Here is a 20,412-nt window from a genome sequence, read left to right as displayed (position 1 = left end):
CGCGCTTCTGTCAGACCTTGGGCGCGAACCGGTAGTTGCGGTCGGCCGGAAGATCGCCGCCTTCGTTTGCCGCAGTCCCGCCCGAAGCTGCGGCCTCCTCCAGATTGACAAGCCGAGGTCCGCGCGGGGTGTCTTCCTCGGCCGACTGGCGCGCCCACATCGCGGCATAGCGCCCACCCAGCGCCAGCAGTTGCTCGTGGCGGCCCTCCTCCACGATCTCGCCCTTGTCCAGCACGACGATCCGGTCCGCGTCGGCGATGGTGGAGAGGCGGTGCGCGATGGTCAGGACGGTGCGGCCCTGACCCATTTCCTTCAGGCTTTCCTGAATGTCGCGTTCGGTCTGGGTGTCGAGCGCCGAGGTCGCCTCGTCCAGAAGCAGGATCGGCGGGTTCTTGAGGATCGTGCGGGCAATGCCGACCCGCTGCTTTTCGCCCCCCGACAGCTTCAAGCCGCGCTCGCCCACCTTGGTCTCGTAGCCTTCGGGCAGGGACATGATGAAATCGTGGATTTTCGCAGCCTTGGCGGCGGCGATCTGTTCCTCCCTCGGGGCGTCGGGACGGCCATAAGCGATGTTGTAGTGGACCGTATCGTTGAACAGCACCGTATCCTGCGGCACCACGCCGATCAGACGGTGAACGCTATCCTGTGTCACGTCGCGCAGATCCTGCCCGTCGATCCGAAGCGCACCGCCCGTCACATCGTAGAACCGGAACAGGAGCCGCCCGATCGTGGACTTGCCGGAGCCCGAGGGACCGACGATCGCCACCGTCTCGCCCGCCGCGACCTTCAGGCTCACGTCCTTCAGAATCGGGCGCGCGGGGTCGTAGGCAAAGGACACGCGGTCAAGCTCCACCTCGCCGCCACTGACCTTCAGGCCGGGTGCGCCGGGCTTGTCCACGATCTCGGCCGGCTGGCCCAGAAGTTCGAACATCTCCCCCATGTCCACCAGGGCCTGGCGAATCTCGCGATAGACCGTGCCCAGGAAGTTCAGGGGCATGGTGATCTGGATCATGTAGGCGTTGACCATGACGAAATCGCCCACCGTCAGAATGCCCTGCTGCACCCCGATCGCGGCCATGACCATGACGATCACGAGCCCAGTTGTGATGATCAGCGACTGGCCGAAGTTCAGCATCGACAGGGACTGACCGGTCTTGATCGCCGCCTGTTCGTAGCCCGCCATGGAGGCGTCGTAGCGGTTGGCCTCGCGCGTCTCTGCGCCGAAGTACTTGACCGTCTCGAAGTTCAGGAGGCTGTCGATGGCCTTCTGGTTCGCGTCGGTGTCCTGTTCGTTCATCTGGCGGCGGATCTTCACCCGCCATTCGGTGATCTTGAACGTATAGGTCACGTAAAGCGCGATGGTGATCATGACCACCACCGCGTAGCGCCAGTCGAAGACCACGGCAAAGATCACCGTGACCAGCGACAGTTCCAGGATCAGCGGACCGACCGACAGCAGCATGAAGCGCAGAAGGAAATCGACGCCCTTCACCCCGCGCTCGATGATCCGCGACAGCCCGCCGGTCTTGCGGGTGATGTGATAGCGCATCGACAGGCGGTGGATGTGGCGGAACGTCTCCAGCGCGAGTTTTCTCAGCGCGCGCTGCCCCACCCGGACGAAGATCGCGTCGCGCAATTCGTTGAAGCCCACCGCGCTCAGCCGCGCAATGCCGTAGGCGACCGTCAGCCCGACCGCGCCGATGGCCAGCAGCCAGGCCTCCCCACGGGTTTCGCCGCCCAGGGCATCGACTGCCGCCTTGTAGAAGAAGGGCGTGGAGACCGAAATCAGACGCGCCGTGAGAAGCGCCACAAGCGACAGGACGACCCGCCGCTTCACCCAGCCTTCGTCCTTCGGCCACAGATAGGGCGTCACGCGCCTGAGGGTCCGCAGGTTGCTGCGACGTTCCGACTTTTGTTCGCTCATCGTGATGATCCGCCCGCCCTTGCCAGCCGCTTGATCGCAGGGCCGGTTTACCCTATCAAGAGCCTATCGATTCAATGATTCATGAGTAATTGAACTGTGGAGCAAAGTCGAGTCCTCGCCGCACTCTCCGCGCTGGCCAACGAAACCCGGCTGGAGCTGGTGCGCCGCCTGATTTCTCAGGGGCCGGAGGGCATGGCCGCGGGCGACATCGCGCGCGACCTGGACATCTCCGCGTCCAGGCTTTCGTTCCATCTGGCGCAGCTGGAACAGGCCGGGCTGATCACCGGGCGCAAGGCCTCTCGCAACGTGTTCTACGCCGTCGATGCGGCGGGCATTGGGCAAGTCATCGGCTATCTTCTGAACGACTGCTGCCGCTCGCACCCCGAGGTCTGCGCCTGCTGCACGCCGCGCCTGTCCCCCGAAAACGGCAGGATCTGAGTCGCCGCCGCACGCGGGTGTTCCGCCGCGCCCAGGTTTGGGCCGCGTCAGGGATTGCCCTCGGGCACCGTCAGGATCTGACCGGGATAAATCAGGTCAGGGTCGCGGATCTGGTCCCGGTTGGCCTCGTACACGCGCACATAGAGGAAGCCGTCGCCGTAGTTCTTCGTGGCGATCCCCCAAAGCGTGAAGCCGGGCTGCACCGTCACGATCCGCGCCCCCGTCACCTTGCCCGGGGCATCGGGCGTGGCGGCAGTTTGCGCGACGGCGGGTTGGGCGGCAGCGGGTTGGGCGGCAGCGGGTTCGGCGGTGTCGGACTGCTCAGTGACGGACTTCTCAGTGACGGACTGCCCGGTTGCGAGCGTATCGGAGGGCTCTGCGCTTGCCGGTTCAGGCGTCTCAGCCGAAGCGACCATGGTTTCAGGTTCATCCTCAGAGGCCGCTTCAGCGGGTTGGGCCGCAGGTTCGGCGGGAGCCGTTTCGGCGCTGGCGGGTTCCGCTACGACGGGCTCGGCGGGCGCAGGCTCACTGGTTTCAGACACCGTGGCCGCTGACTCTGGGGCGGCTGAGCCTGGGGTCGCCGTCTCGGTCGTAGCGGGCTCGGTAGTTGCAGGCGCTTCTTCGGCCCGTGGCTCAGACGCGGCCGGGTCGGTGCCCGCGCCAAGCGCCGCCACAACGGTTTCAGGGGCCTCTCTCTGGAAGGGCATCTCGACGCGAGTGGTCACCTTGCCCTCGCGGTCGATCTCATCCGCCCGCAGCTGATAGAGCGAGGCCGGGATGTCGATGAGCCCCGCGCTCCAGGTGCCGGTCGCGCCCACCTCGACGATCGCGACCGGCTTGTTGTCGAGGTAGATGCGCACGAAGTGCTCGGCGGTGCCACGCCCGGCAATGATGACATTCCCCTGCGCGTCATAGCTGATCGTGTCGATCGCGATCCCATCGGTTGCCGCCGGCGCGGCAAGCTTGCGCACGCCGTCCTCGTCAACGACGATCACTTCGGGCGCCGTGGCCGGTTCGGCAGCGGGTTCCGAGGGCTCCGCGGTGGCCACGGCCTCCGGCGCGGGCTCTGGGCCCGCCACGAGTGCGACGATCACGCTTTCGGCGCTTTCGATCGTCGTGCCATCCTGCAGGTGCATCATCAGCGTAAGGATGCGCGCATCGGCCGAGGGCGCCAGCGTGAAAAGCTCCGCAAACCGGCCATTTCCATCGGCGACCGCGCGTGCGACCTCGGCCCCGTCGGCCAGGATCGCAAGCTCTGTCCCAGGCGCGGCGCGGCCTGCGACCAGGGCCGACCCCTCGGCTGTCACCCGCACGGTGTCGAACGCGGGTGCGGGCGGCATATCGGCCGCCGCTGCCGACGGGGCAGACTCAGGGGCGGGCTCAGGCGCAGGTTCTGCGGCTGGCTCGGCGGAGGGCTCAGGGGAAGGCTCGGCGGTCGCGGTTTCCGTCGCCTCCGTCGCGGCGGGCTCAGAAACGGTTTCGCCAGCGATGGGCATGACAGGCTCGGGCGTCGGGCGCATCAGGAAAAACCAGATCACCAGCAGCGCGACCACGACCCCCGCGGCCACAGCCAGCCAGAGCGCACGGTTGCCGGACGCTGCGCCCTCTTTCACTTCCGTCATGTCTTTCCCATCCCCTTCGCCGCCTTCCCTCGGGCGGTGCTTGAGCGACATTATCAACCCCGCTATCACCGGTCAAAAGAACCTTGAGGATCTCCTGCCATGACCGCATCGATCAAATCCGTCTGTGTCTATTGCGGCTCACGTCACGGGGCGCGGCCCGAATATGGCGCGGCCGCGCAGCAGACCGGGGCGATGCTGGCCGCGAAGGGCTGGCGCCTGGTCTACGGCGCGGGCGATGTGGGACTGATGGGAGAGGTCGCGCGGGCGACCCAGGCGGCGGGCGGGCAGACCTTCGGCGTCATCCCCGAGCACCTCTTCCGGCGCGAGGTCGGCAAGCGCGACCTGACGTCCTTCGTCGTGACCGAGACGATGCACGAACGCAAGAAGGTGATGTTCATGAACTCCGACGCGATCGTCGTGCTGCCCGGAGGCGGCGGTTCTCTGGACGAGTTCTTCGAGGTGCTGACCTGGCGCCAGCTTGACCTGCACGCCAAGCCCATCATTGTGCTGAACACCGAAGGCTACTGGGACCCGCTGGTCGCGATGCTCGACCGGATCGTCGACCAGGGCTTCGCGGACCCGTCGCTTCGCGACTTCGTGCAGGTCGTCCCCGATGTGGCAGCGATGGCCGAGGCCCTGGGCTCCGCCTTCGGCTAAAGGCCGGGGATCAGGTCATTCCAGCCCGCCCGGGCCAGCGCAACCCGGCGAGCGAATAGACGGCAACGGCGGCCCAGATCAGGGCGAAGGCCCCAAGGTGCCAGCCCGTGAAGGGTTCGCGGAAGATCACCGTCGCGCAAAGGAACTGCAGCGTCGGGTTCAGGTATTGCGTCAGCCCGAAGGCCGCCATCGACACCTGCCGCGAGGCGTAGGAAAAAAGCATCAACGGCACCGCGGTGATGACCCCGCTGAAGGCGAGCATAGCCGAGGTCGCGAAGTCCTCCCCGAAATGACCGGTCCCCGTCCGCGCCGTCTGCCAGAGCCAGAACAGCGCGAGCGGCGCCAGCAGCAGCGTCTCGACCGTGATCGAAACGACCGGCCCCGCGCCGAGGCGCTTCTTGATCGCGGCGTAGATCGCAAAGGTGCTGCCGAGGAAAAGCGCGATCCAAGGCGCCGTCCCGAGGCCCCAGGTCAGGAGCACGACCGCCGCCGCCGCGAGCGCGACGGAGACGATCTTGGCCAGCTCAAGCCGTTCCTGAAAGAACACCACGCCCAAGAGCACCACGATCAGCGGAAAGATGTAGAAACCCAGGCTCGCCTCGACCGTCCGCCCGGCCTGGATGGCAGAGATGTAGCCAAACCAGTTGATCGCGATCGTGAAGGCCGCAAGCATCAGCAGCCAGCGCCCCGATCCCGCAAGAAGCTGGCCGACCTCGCGCAGGCGGCCCTTCAGGCCCAGCCAGACCGCAAAAAGGGCAAGCGACCAGAGCGCGCGATGGGTCAGAACCTCCAACGGGGGGACATGCGACAGCGCGCGGTAATAGACCGGCGACATGCCCCAGACGATGCAGGCAGCCAGCAGGGCGGCGATTCCACGAAACTCTGCCGTCATTCAAGCTCCACCAGCGTGATTTCGGGCACCACGCCCAGTCGTATCGGCAGGATGGAGCATCCGACGCCCCCGGTCACGACAAGGTCCCGGCCGCCTTCCCGGACATGCCCGTAGGCATATCGGTTCCCGAAGCGGGAGGGAACCACCGGCGACCAGCCGAACAGGCGGACCTGCCCGCCATGCGTGTGGCCGCTCAGCGTCAGACAGACGCGGTCGGGAACGGCGGGAAAGATGTCGGGCTCATGCGCAAGCAGGATCACCGGCTCCGGCCCCGTGGCCTCGGCCAAAGTGGCGGGCAGGTCGTCGACGCCCGCCCAGCCTCCGCCGCGCGCCAGCGCAAGCTGGTCGCCAAGCCCTGCCAGCCAGAAGGGCTGCCCTGCCCGCGCAATCCGGATCGCGCGGTTTTCCAGCACCGGGATGCCTGCGGCCTCAAGCGCGCGCTGGACGCGGGTCGGACCCTGCCCGTGCCGCTGCGCCTCACCGTCATGCCACCAGTCGTGGTTGCCCAGGATCGCCCAGACACCGAGCGGGGCGCTCAGACGCGCCATCACGGCCGCCGCGTCCTCGGGCCGCACGGGGTCGGTGACGAAGCGGTGCCCGGCCTCCAGGTCGCCCAGAAACACGATCACGTCGGCGCCAAGCGCGTTGGTGCGCGTGACGATCCGCTCCAACCGCGGCAGCGTCACCCAGGGGCCGCCCATGTGCAGGTCCCCGATCACCGCGATCTTCAGCGGCCCGGCCTGCCAGGCTTCGGGCCTGAGCCGCCAGCGGCGGACGCGAAGGCGCAGCGCGGGTTCGACGAAGAACGCGTAGGCAGACGTGAAAAGGCCTGCCAGGGTCGCCCCCAACAGGCCCTTAAGGATCGCGCGGCGGGTGATCACCCAGCCGTCCGGATCACAGGCGCGAGGCCACGTTTTCCCAGTTCACGAGCTTGTCGAGGAAGTTCGTGAGGTAGGCCGGCCGCTTGTTGCGGAAGTCGATGTAGTAGGAATGTTCCCAAACGTCGCAGCCAAGAAGCGCGGTCTGGCCAAAGCAGAGCGGGTTGACGCCGTTTTCGGTCTTGGTGACCGCCAGGCCGCCGTCGGCGTTCTTGACCAGCCAGCACCAGCCCGAGCCGAACTGGCCCGCGCCCGCGGCGGCAAAATCGTCCTTGAACTTCTGCACCGAGCCGAAGCTATCGACGATCGCCTTTTCCAGCTCGCCCGGCATGGATTTGCCGCCCGGCCCCATCATTTCCCAGAACTGGTTGTGGTTCCAGTGCTGGCTGGCGTTGTTGAAGATGCCGTTCTGGGCGACGGCACCGGCCTGATAGGTGCCGCGCACGATATCCTCAAGCGACTTGCCCTCCCACTCGGTTCCGGCGATCAGCTTGTTGCCGTTATCGACATAGGCCTTGTGGTGCAGGTCGTGGTGATATTCGAGCGTTTCCTTGGACATGCCCAGGGACGCAAGCGCGTCATGCGCATAGGGAAGGTCTGGAAGGGTGAAAGCCATTGTCGTGCTCCTTTTTCGCGCGGAAACTGTTGCCCACCTTATAAGCGCGCTTGCAGCGGGAAGGTCAAGGTCGCCGGCGCCTCAAGCGCAGGCGTCGCGGATCGCGCGCATCCCCGCCAGCGCATCGGCGGTATAGGCCGGGATCAGGTAGTCGGGCCAGGTCGAGAGCTTGACGGCTACGAAATCGGCCTTGCGGTCGATGTAGATCATCTGGCCGAAGATGCCGCGCGCGCAGAAATCGCCATGGTCCACGTCCATCACCCACCACTTGCGCCGGTAGGCGCCGTTCGGCGCCAGCGCCCGGTAGACCCCGGTGAACTTGTGCGGTTCGGTGCGGGTTATGTCGTCGATCCAGGCCTCCGGCACGATCTGGCGGCCCTCCCAGCGCCCGCCTGCGGCGACCATCAGGCCAAAGCGCGCATAATCGCGCAGCGTCGCGTTAAAGCCGCCATCGGCCAGCGCCGTGCCCGCGCCGTCCACGGTGAAGGCCGCATCGCGCTCGGCGCCGATGCGCGTCCAGATCCGGTCGCTCAGCAGATCGGCAAGCCTCTGGCCCGAGGCGCGCTCAAGCACCCAGGCCAGGACATCGGTCTCGATCGAGCGGTAGCCAAAGACCTCTCCGTGGGGGCGTTCCTGGCGCAGTCCAAGGATCTGGTCGCGCAAGGTGGAGGGGCCGGAATAGTGCGGCGGCGCGGGCTTCCAGCCCGCCGCAACATCGAGATGCCCCATGTCCGAGGCCGGGTCGGCGTAATCCTCCGTAAAGCGGACCCCGGACTGCATGTCCAGCACCTGGCCCAGCGTCGCCCCGGCATAGCCGCAGGAGGCGAGCTCTGGCACATAGTCGCTGACCGGGGCGGCGGGGTCGATCAACCCCTCCCCCCAGAGGACCCCGGCAAGGATGCCGGTGATGGACTTCGACACCGATTGCGACAGGTGCAGCGTCGCGCCAGTCATGTCGTTGAAATACTGTTCGGTCACGACCTTCCCGCCAGCGATCGCGATGAAGCCGTCGGTATAGGTCTCCCACAGCATGCGTTCGACGGTCTTCAGCGTGCCGTCGGCGGCCTTGAAGGTGAGGCCCGCGACATCGCGCTCGGCGCGCGGCAGGGGGTGGCTCGCGCCAGGCTCGGCGCGCACCTCAACCGTGGGCACGAAGCTGCGGACGTTGAGGAAGGTGTAGCGGTTGAACGGGGCCAGGTCCCAGTTCCACGGGGTCGGGCATTTTTCGGGCCGCGGCGGGTGGCCCTGCATGATTCCCAACTCGCGGGCGGTCCGGGGGATTGGGCTGTGGGCCTGATCGCGCATGACACGGCTCCGGTCGCGGGGGGACCCGGGGGGCGGCACCGCCCCCCCGGCAGATCGGGCCGATTCCGGCCCGGCCCGTTACTTTTGCAGTTCGGTCCAGATGGCCGTGTAGTATTCCTGCGCCTTCGGCGAACAGGTCGGCAGGAAATGCCCGGCGGCCGCGAATTCCTCGGGCACGTTGATTTCCGGGGCATCCTTCATGTCTTCGGGCATGAAGGCTTCCGATCCGCTGATCCCGTTCGCGTAGCGCGCGAAGGCCGAGACCAGCGCCGCGTTCTCAGGCACCATGATGAAGTCGAGGAACTTGTAGGCTTCCTCAATGTTGTTGGCGTCCGACAGCAGCATCACCTGGTCCATCCACAGCGGATAGCCTTCCTTCGGGTAGCCGTAGACGACGTCGGGGTTCTGAAGCCGCGCGCGGAAGATCGCACCGTTCCAGTAGACCGAGGCCATGACGTCGTTGGCCGCCATCTTCTCGGTCATGCCGTAGTCCATCGACTGCCATTTCGGCTTGGCTTCCAGCAGGGCGTCGCGGACCTTCTTCAGCACCTCGGTATCCTCGGTGCAGGGCTCGCCCCCCTCATACATGATCGCGAGCGACAGCACGTCGTTCATCTCGGGCGTGACGTTGACCTTGCCGACAAGCTCTTCCGGCGGGTCCATGAAGATGGCCGAGGTGTTGATGTCGCCCGAATAGGCGGACTTGTTCACCGCCACGCCGGTCGAACCCCATTGCCAGGGAACCGAGAACTTGCGGCCCGGATCGTAGGAGGACTCCATCCACTGCGGCGCGATGTTGCCGTGGTTGGACAGCTTGGAGAGGTCGAGTTCCTGAACCAGACCCTTTTCGACGTAGATCTGGACATAGTTGGCGGAGGGCACGACGAGGTCGAAGCCGTGGCCGCCAGCCTCGATCTTGGCCAGCGCCGCGTCGTTGCTGTCGTAATCGGTGATCGTGACCTTGATCCCGGTTTCTTCCTCGAACTTCTTGATCAGCTCCGGGTTGGTGTAGTCGCCCCAGTTGAAGAGCTGCAGCTCGCCCTCTGCCATGGCCATACCCGAAGAGCCCAGCAGCATCGCGATGGCGGTAAGGTGTTTCTTCATTCTTAACTCCCTGTTTGCGGTCCCACTACGATCTCTTCCGCGTCAGCAGGAAGAAGGTCGTGAGCAGTATGACAGTGAGTGCCAGCAGGACCGTGGAAATGGCATTCACCTCTCCCGTCACCTGTCGCCGAATCTGGGCGAGAAGGTAGGTCGGAAGCGTATCTTGGCCGGCCGATTTGACAAACAGCGTGATCACCACGTCGTCGAGCGAGGTGACGAAGGCCAGCATCATCCCGGCGACGATGCCGGGGGCGAGAATGGGCAGCGTGACATATCTGAACGTGCGCCAGGGCGTGGCGTAAAGATCGGCGGCGGCGGTTTCCAGCGTCAGGTTCATCCCTTCAAGCCGCGCGCGGATCGGCAGATAGGCGAAGGGGACGCAGAAGGCCGAATGCGCGAGGATCAGGTAGCCCAGGCCCTGGTAGCCCGTCGCGACCTTGACGGAGGCGAAGAAGATCAGAAGCGCCACGGCGGTCACGATCTCGGGCACCATCAGGGGCTGGTTGATCGCGACGTAGATGCCCGTCTGCCCCCGGAAGGGCTTCTTGCGCGTGGTGGCCAGCGCCGCCATCGTCGCCGCCACGGTCGAGATCGAGGCCGCGGAGGCCGCGATGATCAGGGAGCGGATCGTGACCTCCTTGACCTTGTCGTTTTCCCAAGCGCGCTCATACCACTGGAAGGAGAACCCGTCCCAGATCGCGATCGAGTCGCCCGCGTTGAACGAGTAGATCATCAGCATCGCGATCGGCAGGTAGAGCGCGATGAAGACGGCGATCGCAATGGTGGAAAAGCCGGGCAGCCGGGCTGCGACGAAGGTTCTGCTAGCCATGGCCGCCATCCCTGTTTGCGAAGCGCACGTAGATCAGCAGCGCCGCCGTTACGACCACCAGCAGCAGGACCGAAAGCGACGCGCCCAGCGGCCAGTTGCGCCCCTGCCCGAACTGGAGGTCGATGAAGTTGCCGATCATCATGTTGCGCCCCCCGCCAAGGATGCGCGGGGTCACATAGGCGCCGAGCGAGGGGATGAAGACCAGGATGGACCCGGCGATGATCCCCGGCTTGACGGTTGGGAAGATGATCCGGCGCAGGACGGCCAAGCGGCTTGCGTAAAGGTCGTAGCCGGCTTCCAGCAGGCGGTGGTCGAAACGCTCGATCGCGGCGTAAAGCGGCAGCACCATCAAGGGCAGGTAGACATAGGTCATGCCCACGAACACCGCCAGATCGGTGTAAAGCAGGTTCAGCGGCTCGGAGATCACGCCGATCTTGATCAGGGCCGTGTTCAGGAACCCCTCGTTACGGATGATCTGGTTGATCGCGAAGGTCCGGATCAGCAGGTTCGTCCAGAACGGAATGGTGATCAGGAACAGCCAGAACGCGCGCCAGCGCGGCGCCCGGGTGGCGATGAACCAGGCGGTCGGGAAGCCCACCACGAAGGTGAAGACCGTGGTCATGAACGAAAGCCGGACGGATCGCCAGAAGATCGTCAGATGCGCGTCCGCAAGCTTCAACGTGTCGTCGAAGATATCGCGCGTGAACAAGATGCCCCGCCAGGCGTCGAGCGAGAAGATCCATTCGACATTGCCATATTTCCCCGGCGTGAGGAACGAATAGACGAGCATGATGAACAAGGGGCCGATCGCGCCCGCGGCAAGCAGGCATAGCGCGGGCAGGCTCAGGAGCCAGTTGCGCCGGACCTGGGCCGCCTCGCGTGTGGCTTCGGTCTCCTGCATCCTCAGTCCTCCAGCACCTGGACCGCGCTCGGCGGGAAGGTGACGCCGAGGACGGCGCCCGCCTGCGGGCCCTGGGTGCCCTCGGGGTCGGTCTGCTGACGCGCGACGATCCCGGTGCCGTCCGCAAGGGTCAGGTGTACATGGCTGTCGGTGCCGAAATAGGTGGCATCGCCTACGGTCGCGGAAAGCGCACCCGCCGCCCCTTCCGGGACAAGGCGGATATGCTCGGGCCGGATCGCCAGCGTCACCTCGCCATCCGCCGTGCCCGCGGCAAGCGGCAGTTCGACGCCCGGACCCAGCACCGCCCGGCCGCCCTTCACTGCGGCCCGGAGGAAGTTCGTCTCGCCGATGAAATCGGCGACGAAGCGGTTCGTCGGATGGGCGTAAATCTCCCTCGGCGTGCCGATCTGGAGGATCTGCCCGCGCGACATGACCGCGATGCGGTCCGACATCGTCAGCGCCTCCTCCTGGTCATGGGTGACGAAAATGAAGGTGATCCCCGTTTCGTGCTGGATGCGCTTGAGTTCAACCTGCATCTCCTTACGCAGCTTGAGGTCGAGCGCCGAGAGCGGTTCGTCGAGAAGCAGAAGCTTGGGCTGTGGGGCCAGCGCGCGGGCCAGCGCGACGCGCTGCTGCTGCCCGCCCGAAAGCTGGTCGGTGCGGCGCCCGGCAAGCTCCGTCATCTTCACCAGCGTCAGCATGCGTTCGACCGTGGCCGCGATTTCGGCCTTGGGCTTGCCCAGCATCTCCAGCCCGAAGGCGATGTTCTGCGCCACCGTCATATGCGGAAACAGCGCGTAGTTCTGGAAGACCGTGTTCACCGGACGGCGGAAGGGCGGAAGATGCCCGATCTCCTGGCCGTCCAGCCGGATCTCGCCCGAACTGGGCAATTCGAACCCGGCGATCAGCCGCAGAAGCGTGGTCTTGCCGCATCCCGAGGGGCCGAGCAGAGTGAAGAACTCCCCCTTCCGGATGGTTGCGTTCACACCGCCAAGGGCCAGGAACCGTCGCTCCCCCGCGCCAAAGGCCTTGGTGACATCGACGATTTCGATCAGTGCGTCGTCCGAGCTCAAGTCCCGTCCTCCGTTTGTCCGTCCCTGCGCGGGCTTTTGTTGCCCGGCATGGTCAGGCGGCCCGTCGTGAGGTGAGAGTGAGGGGGAGGCCGGGAGGTGTAAATATCCCTCTGGGGGTATATTCCCGGGGGAGGCGCGCGAAACCGGGCACCGCTCAGGCTTTGGTCATCTCTGACAGCAGAAGGTTGAAAAGCTCGCCCTGAGAGGAAATGCCGAGCTTGCGGTAGATGTTCTTGCGGTGGAGTTTGACCGTGCCGCCGGAGATACCGATCATCCGCGCGATCGCCTCGGTCGAGTGGCCCTTCAGGATCAGCCCTGCGATCTGGCTTTCGCGCGGCGTGAGACAGGCGCCCGGTCCTTGTGTCAGGACCTCCTCGATGTTGACGGCAAGCGATCCTGTCTCACCCGGGTCGTAGCGGTCGAAATGGCGCCGGCACAGCGCCGAAAGCACCGGGAGCACGCGCCGGAGCCCCCGCGCGTCGGCGGCCGAGAAGTCGCGCTCCGGCCCCATCGGGCCGATCGAGAAGAACAGCGTCTTGCCACTGGCCAGGGCGACGAAGATGCCGATTTCGTCCTTCAGGCGGATGTGGCTGTAGTAACTCTGGTAGTAGGTCGAGTTGCGGAAGCGGTCCGGGGCCACGTCGCGCAACCGCGCGACCGCGTCGCCCCGGCTGCTTTGGAAGTATTCCCGGAACGGGTCCAGCAGATAGGCGCCATCCAGGTAACGGTCTATGACCACCGCCCGGCGTTCGGCGCGCACGTTGTCATAGACATGGACCGGCCGCTTGCCGCTTTCGAAGATCAGCGCAAGGCAGCCGTGGAAAGGCGCCGCCAGCCGCAGGTAATCGAGGGTCGCCGGCACGAATTCAGGCCGACCGACGGCGTCGATGGCATCGGCCAGCGCCTCTTCCGAGGTGACGGTGGGAAAGGAAGTTGGAACGTGCAAGAGCCGCCATCCCCAGGGTTCGTTGCCCCGATCATAGACGCACGGCGCCTGCGCGCAACAGCCGGAAAACCGTCGCCTAGCGCAGTTTCAGCGTCGCCAGCCCGATCAGCGCGAGGATGAGCGAGATGATCCAGAAGCGGATCACGATCTGCGGCTCCGCCCAGCCCTTCTTTTCGAAGTGGTGGTGGATCGGCGCCATCAGGAACACACGCTTTCCGGTGCGCTTGAAGTAGGCGACCTGGATGATGACGCTCAGCGCCTCTACCACGAAAAGCCCGCCGACGATGGCCAGTACGATCTCGTGCTTGGTCACGACGGCGATGGCGCCCAGCGCCCCGCCCAGTGCAAGCGATCCGGTGTCGCCCATGAAGACTGCGGCAGGGGGCGCGTTGTACCACAGGAAGCCAAGCCCGCCCCCGATCAGCGCGGCGCAGAAGATCAGGATCTCGCCCGTGCCGGGGACGTAGTGGACCTCAAGGTACTGGGTGAAGTCTACGCGACCCACCGCATAGGCGATCACCCCCAGCGTGGCCGCCGCGATCATCACCGGCATGACCGCCAGCCCGTCGAGCCCGTCGGTCAGGTTGACCGCGTTCGCCGCCCCCACGATCACGATCATCGCGAAGGGTACGAAGAGAATCCCGAGGTTGATCAGAAGGTTCTTGAAAACCGGCACGGCCAGCTGGTTGGCCAGGTCGGCCGGATGGGCCCAGGCCGCCGCCGCCCCCGCCAGCGCGGCGATCACCAGACCGATCGCGAAACGGACGCGCGAGGACACCCCCTTGGTGTTCTGCTTCGTCACCTTGGCGTAGTCGTCCGCAAAGCCGATCAGCCCGAAGGCGTAGGTCACGAACAGCACGATCCAGACATAGGCATTGTCGAGCCTTGCCCAAAGAAGCGTTGCCACCAGGATCGCCGACAGGATCAGCAAGCCCCCCATCGTCGGCGTCCCGGCCTTGACGAAATGGCCCTGGGGGCCGTCGCTTCGGATCGGCTGCCCCTTCTTCTGCTTGCGCCGGAGAAGGTTGATCAGCGGTCTTCCGAAGATGAACCCGAAAAGCAGCGCCGTGAAGAACGCCCCGCCCGCACGGAAGGTGATGTAGCGGAAGAGGTTGAAGAGATCGCCCCCGTCCGAGAAGCGTTCAAGCCAGTATAGCATCTAGTCCGTGCCCCGCGTTTCGCCCGCGCCCGGTTGCCTGAGTTTGCGCAGCCCGTCAACAACCATGCTGACTTTTGATCCTTTCGAGCCCTTCACAAGCACCACGTCGCCCGCGTCGGCCAGCAGATGCACCCGCCCGGAAAGCTCTGCGGCCGTCTCGTGCCATTCGCCGCGACGGCCTTCGGGAAGCGCCTGCCAGAGGTGGCGCATGCGCGGGCCCACGCAATGAACAAGATGGATGCGGGCGATCATCGGGTGGGTGGCCAGATCCGCGTGCAGCGCCGCCTCCGTCGGGCCCAGTTCCAGCATGTCGCCAAGGATGGCGATGCGCCGGCCCTCGTGGCGGCGGCCCACGCCGTCGCGGGGCTCGGTTGCGCCAAGCACGTCAAAGGCCGCCGCCATCGAGGCGGGATTGGCGTTGAAGGCATCGTCGATCAGATCGAAGGACTGCGCCGGGTCCACGATATCCAGATAGATGCGCTCGCGCGTCCCGCGCCCCTCGGGCGGGGTCCAGAGGCCGAGGTCGCAGGCCGCCACCGCCGGATCGGCGCCCAGCGCCGAAGCCGCGGCCAGGACGCCCAGCGCGTTCGCCGCGAAGTGCCGTCCCGGCGTCCGCAACTTGAAAAGCATGGGCTGCCCGTCATACTCGGCCTTCACCACGGTCGCATCCTGCGACAGCGTGACCGAAACCAGCCGCCAGTCATCGCCCGCCTCCGGTCCAAAGCGCAGGACACGCGCCGCGCGCCGGGCCGCGGCCTCAAGGATCGGGGTCACCGAGAGGCCCGAGGGGATCACCGCGATGCCGTCCGGTTCCAGCCCATCGAAGATCGCGGCCTTTTCCTGCGCGATGCCCTCGATCCCGTCGAATGCCTCCAGATGCACGGGCGCGACGGTGGTGATCATCGCCACATGCGGGCGCGCGAGGCGCGCAAGCGGCGCGATCTCGCCGGGATGGTTCATGCCGATCTCGATGACGGCGAAATCGGCCGCACGCGGCAGCCGCGCGAGCGTCAGCGGCACGCCCCAGTGGTTGTTGTAGCTGGCCTCGGCCGCGTGGACCGCGCCCTGCGCGGTCAGCACCGCACGCAGCATCTCCTTGGTGGAGGTCTTGCCGACCGACCCGGTTACAGCAACGACGCGGGCCCGTGCCCGCGCCCGGCCCGCGCGGCCCAGCGCCGCAAGCGCGTCCAGAACGTCGGGGACGATCAGCAACGGATCGCCATCGCTACAGCCCTCGGGCAGGCGCGACACCAGCGCCCCCGCCGCCCCCCTGCGGAGCGCATCCGCCACGAAGTCATGGCCGTCACGGATATCCTTCAGCGCGACGAACAGATCGCCCGGCTGGATCGTCCGCGTGTCGATCGAAACGCCCGTGGCCACGAAGGCCCGCGTCGCGCGGCCGCCAGTGGCGGCTTCGGCCTCTGCCGATGTCCAGAGCGGTTCCATCAGATCTTCCCGTCCAGCGCGGCCACCGCCACGCTTGCCTGTTCCGCGTCATCGAAGGGGTAGATGTCGTTACCGATGATCTGCCCCGTCTCGTGTCCCTTGCCCGCGATCAAAAGCGCATCGCCCGGCTGAAGCGCATCCACGCCGCGCAGGATGGCCTCCGCCCGGTCGCCGACCTCGGTCGCTTCGGGGCAACCCGCCAGGACCTCGGCGCGGATCGCCGCCGGGTCCTCGCTGCGGGGGTTGTCGTCGGTCACGATCACCACATCGGCGAACTGTGCCGCCGCCTGCCCCATCAGCGGCCGCTTCAGCCGGTCACGATCCCCGCCCGCGCCGAAGACGCAGACGATCCGCCCCATAACGTGCGGCCTGAGCGATTGCAGCGCCGAGGCGAGCGCCCCGGGCTTGTGCGAATAGTCCACGAAGACCGTCGCGCCATTGTCGCGCTTGGCCGCCAGCTCCATCCGCCCGCGCACGGTTGTCAGGTCGTGCAGCGTCTTGAAGACCGCCTCCGGCTCCTCCCCCCCGGCGATGGCAAGCCCCGCCGCCGCCAGCACGTTCTCGGCCTGGAAACCGCCGATCAGCGCCAGGCGCACCAGATGCGGCACCCCCTTCCAGGTGAAGCGCAGGTCCTGCCCGGTTGCGTCGAACCGCTGCGAGGTGATGCACAGATCGGCGACCGGCGCGCGCCCGACCGTCGTGAGGTCAAGCCCGCGTTCGCCCGCGATCCTGGCCATTTCGCGCCCGCGCGCCTCGTCGATATTGATGACGGCGGTCGCGTCGTCAGGCAGCACGCGGTTGAAGAGCCCCGCCTTGGCGGCGAAATACTCCTCGAAGTTCGCGTGGTAATCCAGGTGGTCCTGGCTGAAGTTGGTGAAGGCCCCGGCCGTCAGCCGCACCCCGTCAAGCCGCCCCTGGTCGAGCCCGTGGGACGATGCCTCCATCGCCGCATGGGTGACACCGGCATCCGTCATCTCGGCCAGCAGGCGATGCAGCGTGATCGGCTCGGGCGTCGTATGCGCAAGCGGCGCGGTGAAGTCGCCCAGGACCCCCATCGTCCCGAGGTTTGCCGCCGAAAGCCCCAGCGCCTGCCAGATCTGCCGCGTGAAGGTCGCGACCGAGGTCTTGCCCGAGGTGCCCGTCACTGCGACCACGGTTTCGGGCTGACGCCCGAACCAGAGCGCCGCGGCGAAGGCCAGCGCCTGCCTTGGATCTTCCGTCAGCACGACCGCCGCGTTCGAGGCGGAAAGCTCGGCCGCAGCAATCTCCGCCCCCTTGCGGTCGGTCAGAACCGCCGCCGCGCCCATGCGCAGGGCGTATTGGATGAACTCTCCGCCATGGACCTGGCTGCCAGGCAGCGCGGCGAAAAGGAACCCCGGCTTGACCAGCCGGCTGTCGACAGCAAGGCCCGTCACCCGCGCCTCGCGTCCGCCCTGCGCCGTCAGCCCCAGTTCGGTCAGCGATTTCGTCGCGCTCGTCATCGTGCTGGGCCCCCGCGCCCCGTTCAGTTGCTGACGAGTGTTACTCCGCCCGCGGGGGAAGGTTCAACCTCGGGTCTGAGCCCCATGAGCGGTGCGACGCGCCGGATGATCTCGGCCGCGACCGGAACCGCCGTCCAGCCCGCAGTGCGCCGGGGTTCCGCGCCGGAGGTTTCGACCGGCTCGTCAAGCGACACCACCAGCACATATTTCGGATCGTTCGCCGGGAAGACAGAGGCGAAGGTCGCGATCACCTTGTCCTTGTAATAGCCGCCGCCGTTCGGCAGCGGCTTGTCGGCCGTGCCGGTCTTTCCCCCGACCTCGTAGCCCGGGACCTCCGCGAAGGTCGCGGTGCCGCGCTTGACCACGGCGCGCAGGAAATCGCGGATCTCGGAGGAGGTCGCCTCGGACACGATCCGCGTCCCGGACTTGGGCGCCTTGGCCCGCAGGAGCGTCGGTATTACCCGCGTGCCGCCGTTCACCATGCTCGCGTAGGCGGCGGCAAGATGCAGGGGGCTCGCCGAGAGGCCATGGCCATAGGACACCGTCATCGTCGTGATCTCGGGCCATTTCTTCGGCACGATCGGACGGGCGGAGGCCGCCTCGGCCAGTTCGACGGCCGTCGGTTCGAAGAAGCCTAGGGATTTCAGAAAATCCTGCTGGCGCGCGGCGCCGAGTTGTTGGGCAATATGCGCGGTGCCGATGTTGGAGGATTTCACGATCACGTCGCGCACCGAAAGCGCGGGGCCGTAGTTGTGGAAGTCACGGATCTTGAACTTGCCCCAAACCATCGGGCCCTTGGTTTCGACCATCGTATCCGGGCGCACCAGCCCGATGTCGAGCGCCTGTCCCACCGCGAAGATCTTGAAGGTGGAGCCAAGTTCATAGACCCCCTGCACCGCCCGGTTGAACAGCGGGCTGTCGCCCGCGTCACCCTTGGTCAGGGGCGCGGGCCGGTCGTTCGGATCGAAATCGGGCAGCGAGGCCAGCGCGATGACCTCTCCGCTGTCAACCTTCATCAGGACCGCCGTCGCGCCCTTGGCGTTCATCAGCTTCATGCCGCCGTCCAGCACCTCCTCGACCGTGGACTGCACGGTAAGATCGAGCGACAGCTCCAAGGGCGCACCGCCATTGGCCGGATCGCGCAGCCAGCCGTCGAAGGTGCGCTCCACCCCGGCGGTGCCGATCACCTCGGCAGAGGCCACGCCCTCGCGCCCGAAGCTCGCGCCGCCAAGGACATGGGCCGCGACCGCGCCGTTGGGATAAAGCCGCATCTCGCGCGGGCCGAACATCAGGCCGGGATCGCCGATCTCATGCACAAGCTGCATCTGCTCGGGTGAGATCTTCTTCTTGATCCACAAGAACTTGCGCGCGCCGGTGAAGTCCTTCAGCAGGTCCTTCTCCGACAGGTCCGGGAAGATCATCGCCAAGCCCTTGGCGGCCCGCTCCGGATCGACCATCATCTGCGGTTGGGCGTAAAGCGCATGGGTCACGAGGTTGGTGGCCAGCACCCGCCCGCGCCGATCGACGATATCGGCCCGCTGCGCGAGGATCGAGGCGCCCGAAGCCACCGCCTGCGGTTCTTCCGGCTCGGTCGTCGCGAGTACGCCCATGCGCATGCCCACCACGCAGTAGACCGCGAAGAAGGCCGCGCCCAGAAGCAGGAGCCGCCCTTCGGCCCGCGCCCGGGCGCGGTCGCGCATCGCCTCGTGGCGTTCGCGCACGTTGGCGCGCTCAATCTCGTCGGGATTCTCGCCCTTGGCACGGGCGGACAGGATGCGGGCAAGCGGGCGGAGCGGCGTGCGGATCACTGGTTGTCCCCCGTGATGGCGATGGTGTCCACGGCGTCGCTGACCGGCAGCAGCGCAAGACCCGGATAGGGCACCTCGCGCGCGTCACCGAACTGGCGCGGCTCCATCGGCAGGAGCCCGAGTCGTGCGAAGTTGATGTCTGCCAGTTCCCGCAGGCGGTCGGGGCGGTTCAGATAGGCCCACTCGGCCTTCAGGACGCCCAGACGCTCACGCAGGTCCGCGATCTCGGACTGAAGCTTGCGCGCCTCCGACAGCTCTGCCTGCGTGCGGTAGTTCTCGTGATAGGCCCAGAAAGCGAGGCCCATCACGGCGAAGGCGGTCAGGACGTAAAGCAGGCTGCGCATCGTCAAAGCCCCATCAGCGCGGGTTTCGGAAGGCCAAGCGCGGTGCGGTCGGCGGGTTCGGCGGGGATGTCGGTGCGAATCCCGACGCGCAAGAGGGCGGAACGGGCACGCGGGTTGGCGGCCAGCTCCTCGTCATCCGGACCGATAGCCCGGCGGGTAAGCAGCGTGAAGGCAGGCGCCCTGGCTTCGCGCGCGGGGGCGTATCGGCTGCCCTGCCCCTCGCCCCCGGAGCGTTGCTGGAAGAAACGCTTGACGATGCGGTCCTCAAGCGAATGGAAGCTGACGACGGCCAGCTTGCCGCCGGGCCGCAACGCCCGCTCCGCCGCCTCCAAGCCTTTGACCAATTGGCCGAATTCGTCGTTCACAGCGATGCGGAGCGCCTGAAAGCTGCGCGTGGCCGGGTGGCTCTGGCCCGGCTTCGGGCGGGGCAGGCAGCGTTCAATGACCGCCACAAGCTCCAGTGTGCGGGCGAAGGGACGCGCGGCCACGATCGCCCGCGCGATCCGGCGGGAGGCGCGTTCCTCTCCGTAGTGATAAAGAATGTCCGCGATCTCCGCCTCGGTCGCGCTGTTCACAAGATCGGCGGCGGTCGGCCCGGTATCGGCCATCCGCATGTCCAGGGGGCCGTCCTTCTGGAAGGAAAACCCGCGTTCGGCCTGATCAAGCTGCATCGAGGACACGCCGAGATCGAGGACAACGCCATCGACCGGCCCGCCCGCGATGTCGTCGAGGTCGGAGAACGTGCCCTCCGCCAGCGTCAGCCGGTCGCCATAGGCGCCCGCCCAAGGTGCCGCCAGCGCGAACACGCTCGGGTCGCGGTCGATGCCAATGACCCTGTCGGCGCCCGACTCCAGCAGGCCGCGCGCATATCCGCCCGCACCGAAGGTGCCGTCAACCCAGACCCCAGAGACAGGTGCGACCGCCTTTAGCAGCGGCCGCAGCAGAACGGGGGTGTGGGGGGCGTCGCCGGGCGAGGGTGCATTGGCCAT

19 protein-coding genes are annotated in these 20,412 nt (G+C 66.6%); 2 read left to right on the top strand and 17 right to left on the bottom strand.

What is annotated here, in order from left to right; translation table 11 throughout:
* Window positions 1–10: 10 nt before the first annotated feature.
* On the bottom strand, window positions 11–1,924 hold the full coding sequence (locus OE647_RS14065; protein ID WP_263722389.1) for an ABCB family ABC transporter ATP-binding protein/permease: 1,914 nt from the start codon (window positions 1,922–1,924) through the stop codon (window positions 11–13).
* Window positions 1,925–2,020: 96 nt separating this feature from the next.
* Here OE647_RS14065 and OE647_RS14060 point away from each other — a divergent pair, with 96 nt between their 5' ends.
* Window positions 2,021–2,362, top strand: a complete 342-nt coding sequence (locus tag OE647_RS14060; RefSeq protein ID WP_263722388.1) for an ArsR/SmtB family transcription factor — start codon at window positions 2,021–2,023, stop codon at window positions 2,360–2,362.
* Between the two features lie 47 nt (window positions 2,363–2,409).
* Here OE647_RS14060 and OE647_RS14055 read toward each other — a convergent pair whose 3' ends face one another.
* Window positions 2,410–3,984 (bottom strand): LysM peptidoglycan-binding domain-containing protein, encoded by a 1,575-nt coding sequence (locus OE647_RS14055; protein WP_263722387.1) that lies wholly within the window; start codon window positions 3,982–3,984, stop codon window positions 2,410–2,412.
* A gap of 99 nt (window positions 3,985–4,083) precedes the next feature.
* Between OE647_RS14055 and OE647_RS14050 the strand changes: the two genes are divergently transcribed.
* Complete coding sequence (locus OE647_RS14050; RefSeq protein WP_263722386.1) at window positions 4,084–4,641, top strand: LOG family protein; 558 nt, start codon at window positions 4,084–4,086, stop codon at window positions 4,639–4,641.
* Window positions 4,642–4,651: 10 nt separating this feature from the next.
* On the opposite strand, the gene rarD is transcribed toward OE647_RS14050, so the two are convergent.
* The 15 genes from rarD to rsmH all read right to left on the bottom strand — a co-directional run bounded on the left by rarD (window position 4,652) and on the right by rsmH (window position 20,412).
* Window positions 4,652–5,533, bottom strand: coding sequence for an EamA family transporter RarD (gene rarD / locus OE647_RS14045; RefSeq protein WP_263722385.1), 882 nt, complete (start codon window positions 5,531–5,533; stop codon window positions 4,652–4,654).
* Window positions 5,530–6,414, bottom strand: a complete 885-nt coding sequence (locus OE647_RS14040; protein WP_263722384.1) for a metallophosphoesterase — start codon at window positions 6,412–6,414, stop codon at window positions 5,530–5,532. Before OE647_RS14040 ends, rarD begins: the two co-directional genes overlap by 4 nt.
* A gap of 13 nt (window positions 6,415–6,427) precedes the next feature.
* Window positions 6,428–7,027 carry a superoxide dismutase gene (locus OE647_RS14035; protein ID WP_263722383.1) on the bottom strand — a complete coding sequence of 200 codons (600 nt, stop codon included), beginning with the start codon at window positions 7,025–7,027 and terminating at the stop codon, window positions 6,428–6,430.
* An 81-nt stretch (window positions 7,028–7,108) separates the two neighbouring features.
* The gene (locus OE647_RS14030; RefSeq protein ID WP_263722382.1) at window positions 7,109–8,332 is read right to left on the bottom strand and encodes a serine hydrolase domain-containing protein; all 1,224 of its coding nucleotides are present in this window, start codon (window positions 8,330–8,332) and stop codon (window positions 7,109–7,111) included.
* Window positions 8,333–8,410: 78 nt separating this feature from the next.
* Complete coding sequence (locus OE647_RS14025; protein WP_263722381.1) at window positions 8,411–9,436, bottom strand: extracellular solute-binding protein; 1,026 nt, start codon at window positions 9,434–9,436, stop codon at window positions 8,411–8,413.
* A 25-nt stretch (window positions 9,437–9,461) separates the two neighbouring features.
* On the bottom strand, window positions 9,462–10,265 hold the full coding sequence (locus OE647_RS14020; RefSeq protein ID WP_263722380.1) for an ABC transporter permease: 804 nt from the start codon (window positions 10,263–10,265) through the stop codon (window positions 9,462–9,464).
* The gene (locus OE647_RS14015) at window positions 10,258–11,166 is read right to left on the bottom strand and encodes an ABC transporter permease (RefSeq protein WP_263722379.1); all 909 of its coding nucleotides are present in this window, start codon (window positions 11,164–11,166) and stop codon (window positions 10,258–10,260) included. The genes OE647_RS14020 and OE647_RS14015 overlap by 8 nt, the downstream gene beginning before the upstream one ends.
* A 2-nt stretch (window positions 11,167–11,168) precedes the next feature.
* A complete protein-coding gene (locus tag OE647_RS14010) occupies window positions 11,169–12,239 on the bottom strand; it encodes an ABC transporter ATP-binding protein (RefSeq protein WP_263722378.1) in 1,071 nt (356 codons plus the stop codon).
* Between the two features lie 154 nt (window positions 12,240–12,393).
* Entirely contained in the window at window positions 12,394–13,185 is a 792-nt protein-coding gene (locus OE647_RS14005) for a helix-turn-helix transcriptional regulator (protein WP_263722377.1), read from the bottom strand.
* Between the two features lie 76 nt (window positions 13,186–13,261).
* Entirely contained in the window at window positions 13,262–14,344 is a 1,083-nt protein-coding gene (gene mraY, locus OE647_RS14000) for a phospho-N-acetylmuramoyl-pentapeptide-transferase (RefSeq protein WP_263722376.1), read from the bottom strand.
* Window positions 14,345–15,790: a UDP-N-acetylmuramoyl-tripeptide--D-alanyl-D-alanine ligase gene (locus OE647_RS13995; RefSeq protein ID WP_263722375.1), complete on the bottom strand. Its 1,446-nt coding sequence runs from the start codon at window positions 15,788–15,790 to the stop codon at window positions 14,345–14,347.
* The gene (locus OE647_RS13990; protein WP_263722374.1) at window positions 15,790–17,271 is read right to left on the bottom strand and encodes a UDP-N-acetylmuramoyl-L-alanyl-D-glutamate--2,6-diaminopimelate ligase; all 1,482 of its coding nucleotides are present in this window, start codon (window positions 17,269–17,271) and stop codon (window positions 15,790–15,792) included. Before OE647_RS13990 ends, OE647_RS13995 begins: the two co-directional genes overlap by 1 nt.
* Before the next feature lie 23 nt (window positions 17,272–17,294).
* The gene (locus tag OE647_RS13985) at window positions 17,295–19,079 is read right to left on the bottom strand and encodes a peptidoglycan D,D-transpeptidase FtsI family protein (protein ID WP_263722373.1); all 1,785 of its coding nucleotides are present in this window, start codon (window positions 19,077–19,079) and stop codon (window positions 17,295–17,297) included.
* On the bottom strand, window positions 19,076–19,423 hold the full coding sequence (ftsL, locus tag OE647_RS13980) for a cell division protein FtsL (RefSeq protein ID WP_263722372.1): 348 nt from the start codon (window positions 19,421–19,423) through the stop codon (window positions 19,076–19,078). The genes OE647_RS13985 and ftsL overlap by 4 nt, the downstream gene beginning before the upstream one ends.
* Before the next feature lie 2 nt (window positions 19,424–19,425).
* A complete protein-coding gene (gene rsmH / locus OE647_RS13975) occupies window positions 19,426–20,412 on the bottom strand; it encodes a 16S rRNA (cytosine(1402)-N(4))-methyltransferase RsmH (protein ID WP_263722371.1) in 987 nt (328 codons plus the stop codon).

This window comes from Albidovulum sediminicola (genome assembly GCF_025751575.1).
Lineage (GTDB): Bacteria > Pseudomonadota > Alphaproteobacteria > Rhodobacterales > Rhodobacteraceae > Albidovulum > Albidovulum sediminicola.
The sequence above is the reverse complement of the archived record's forward strand: the minus strand, read 5'-3'. Positions and strand labels throughout refer to the sequence as shown.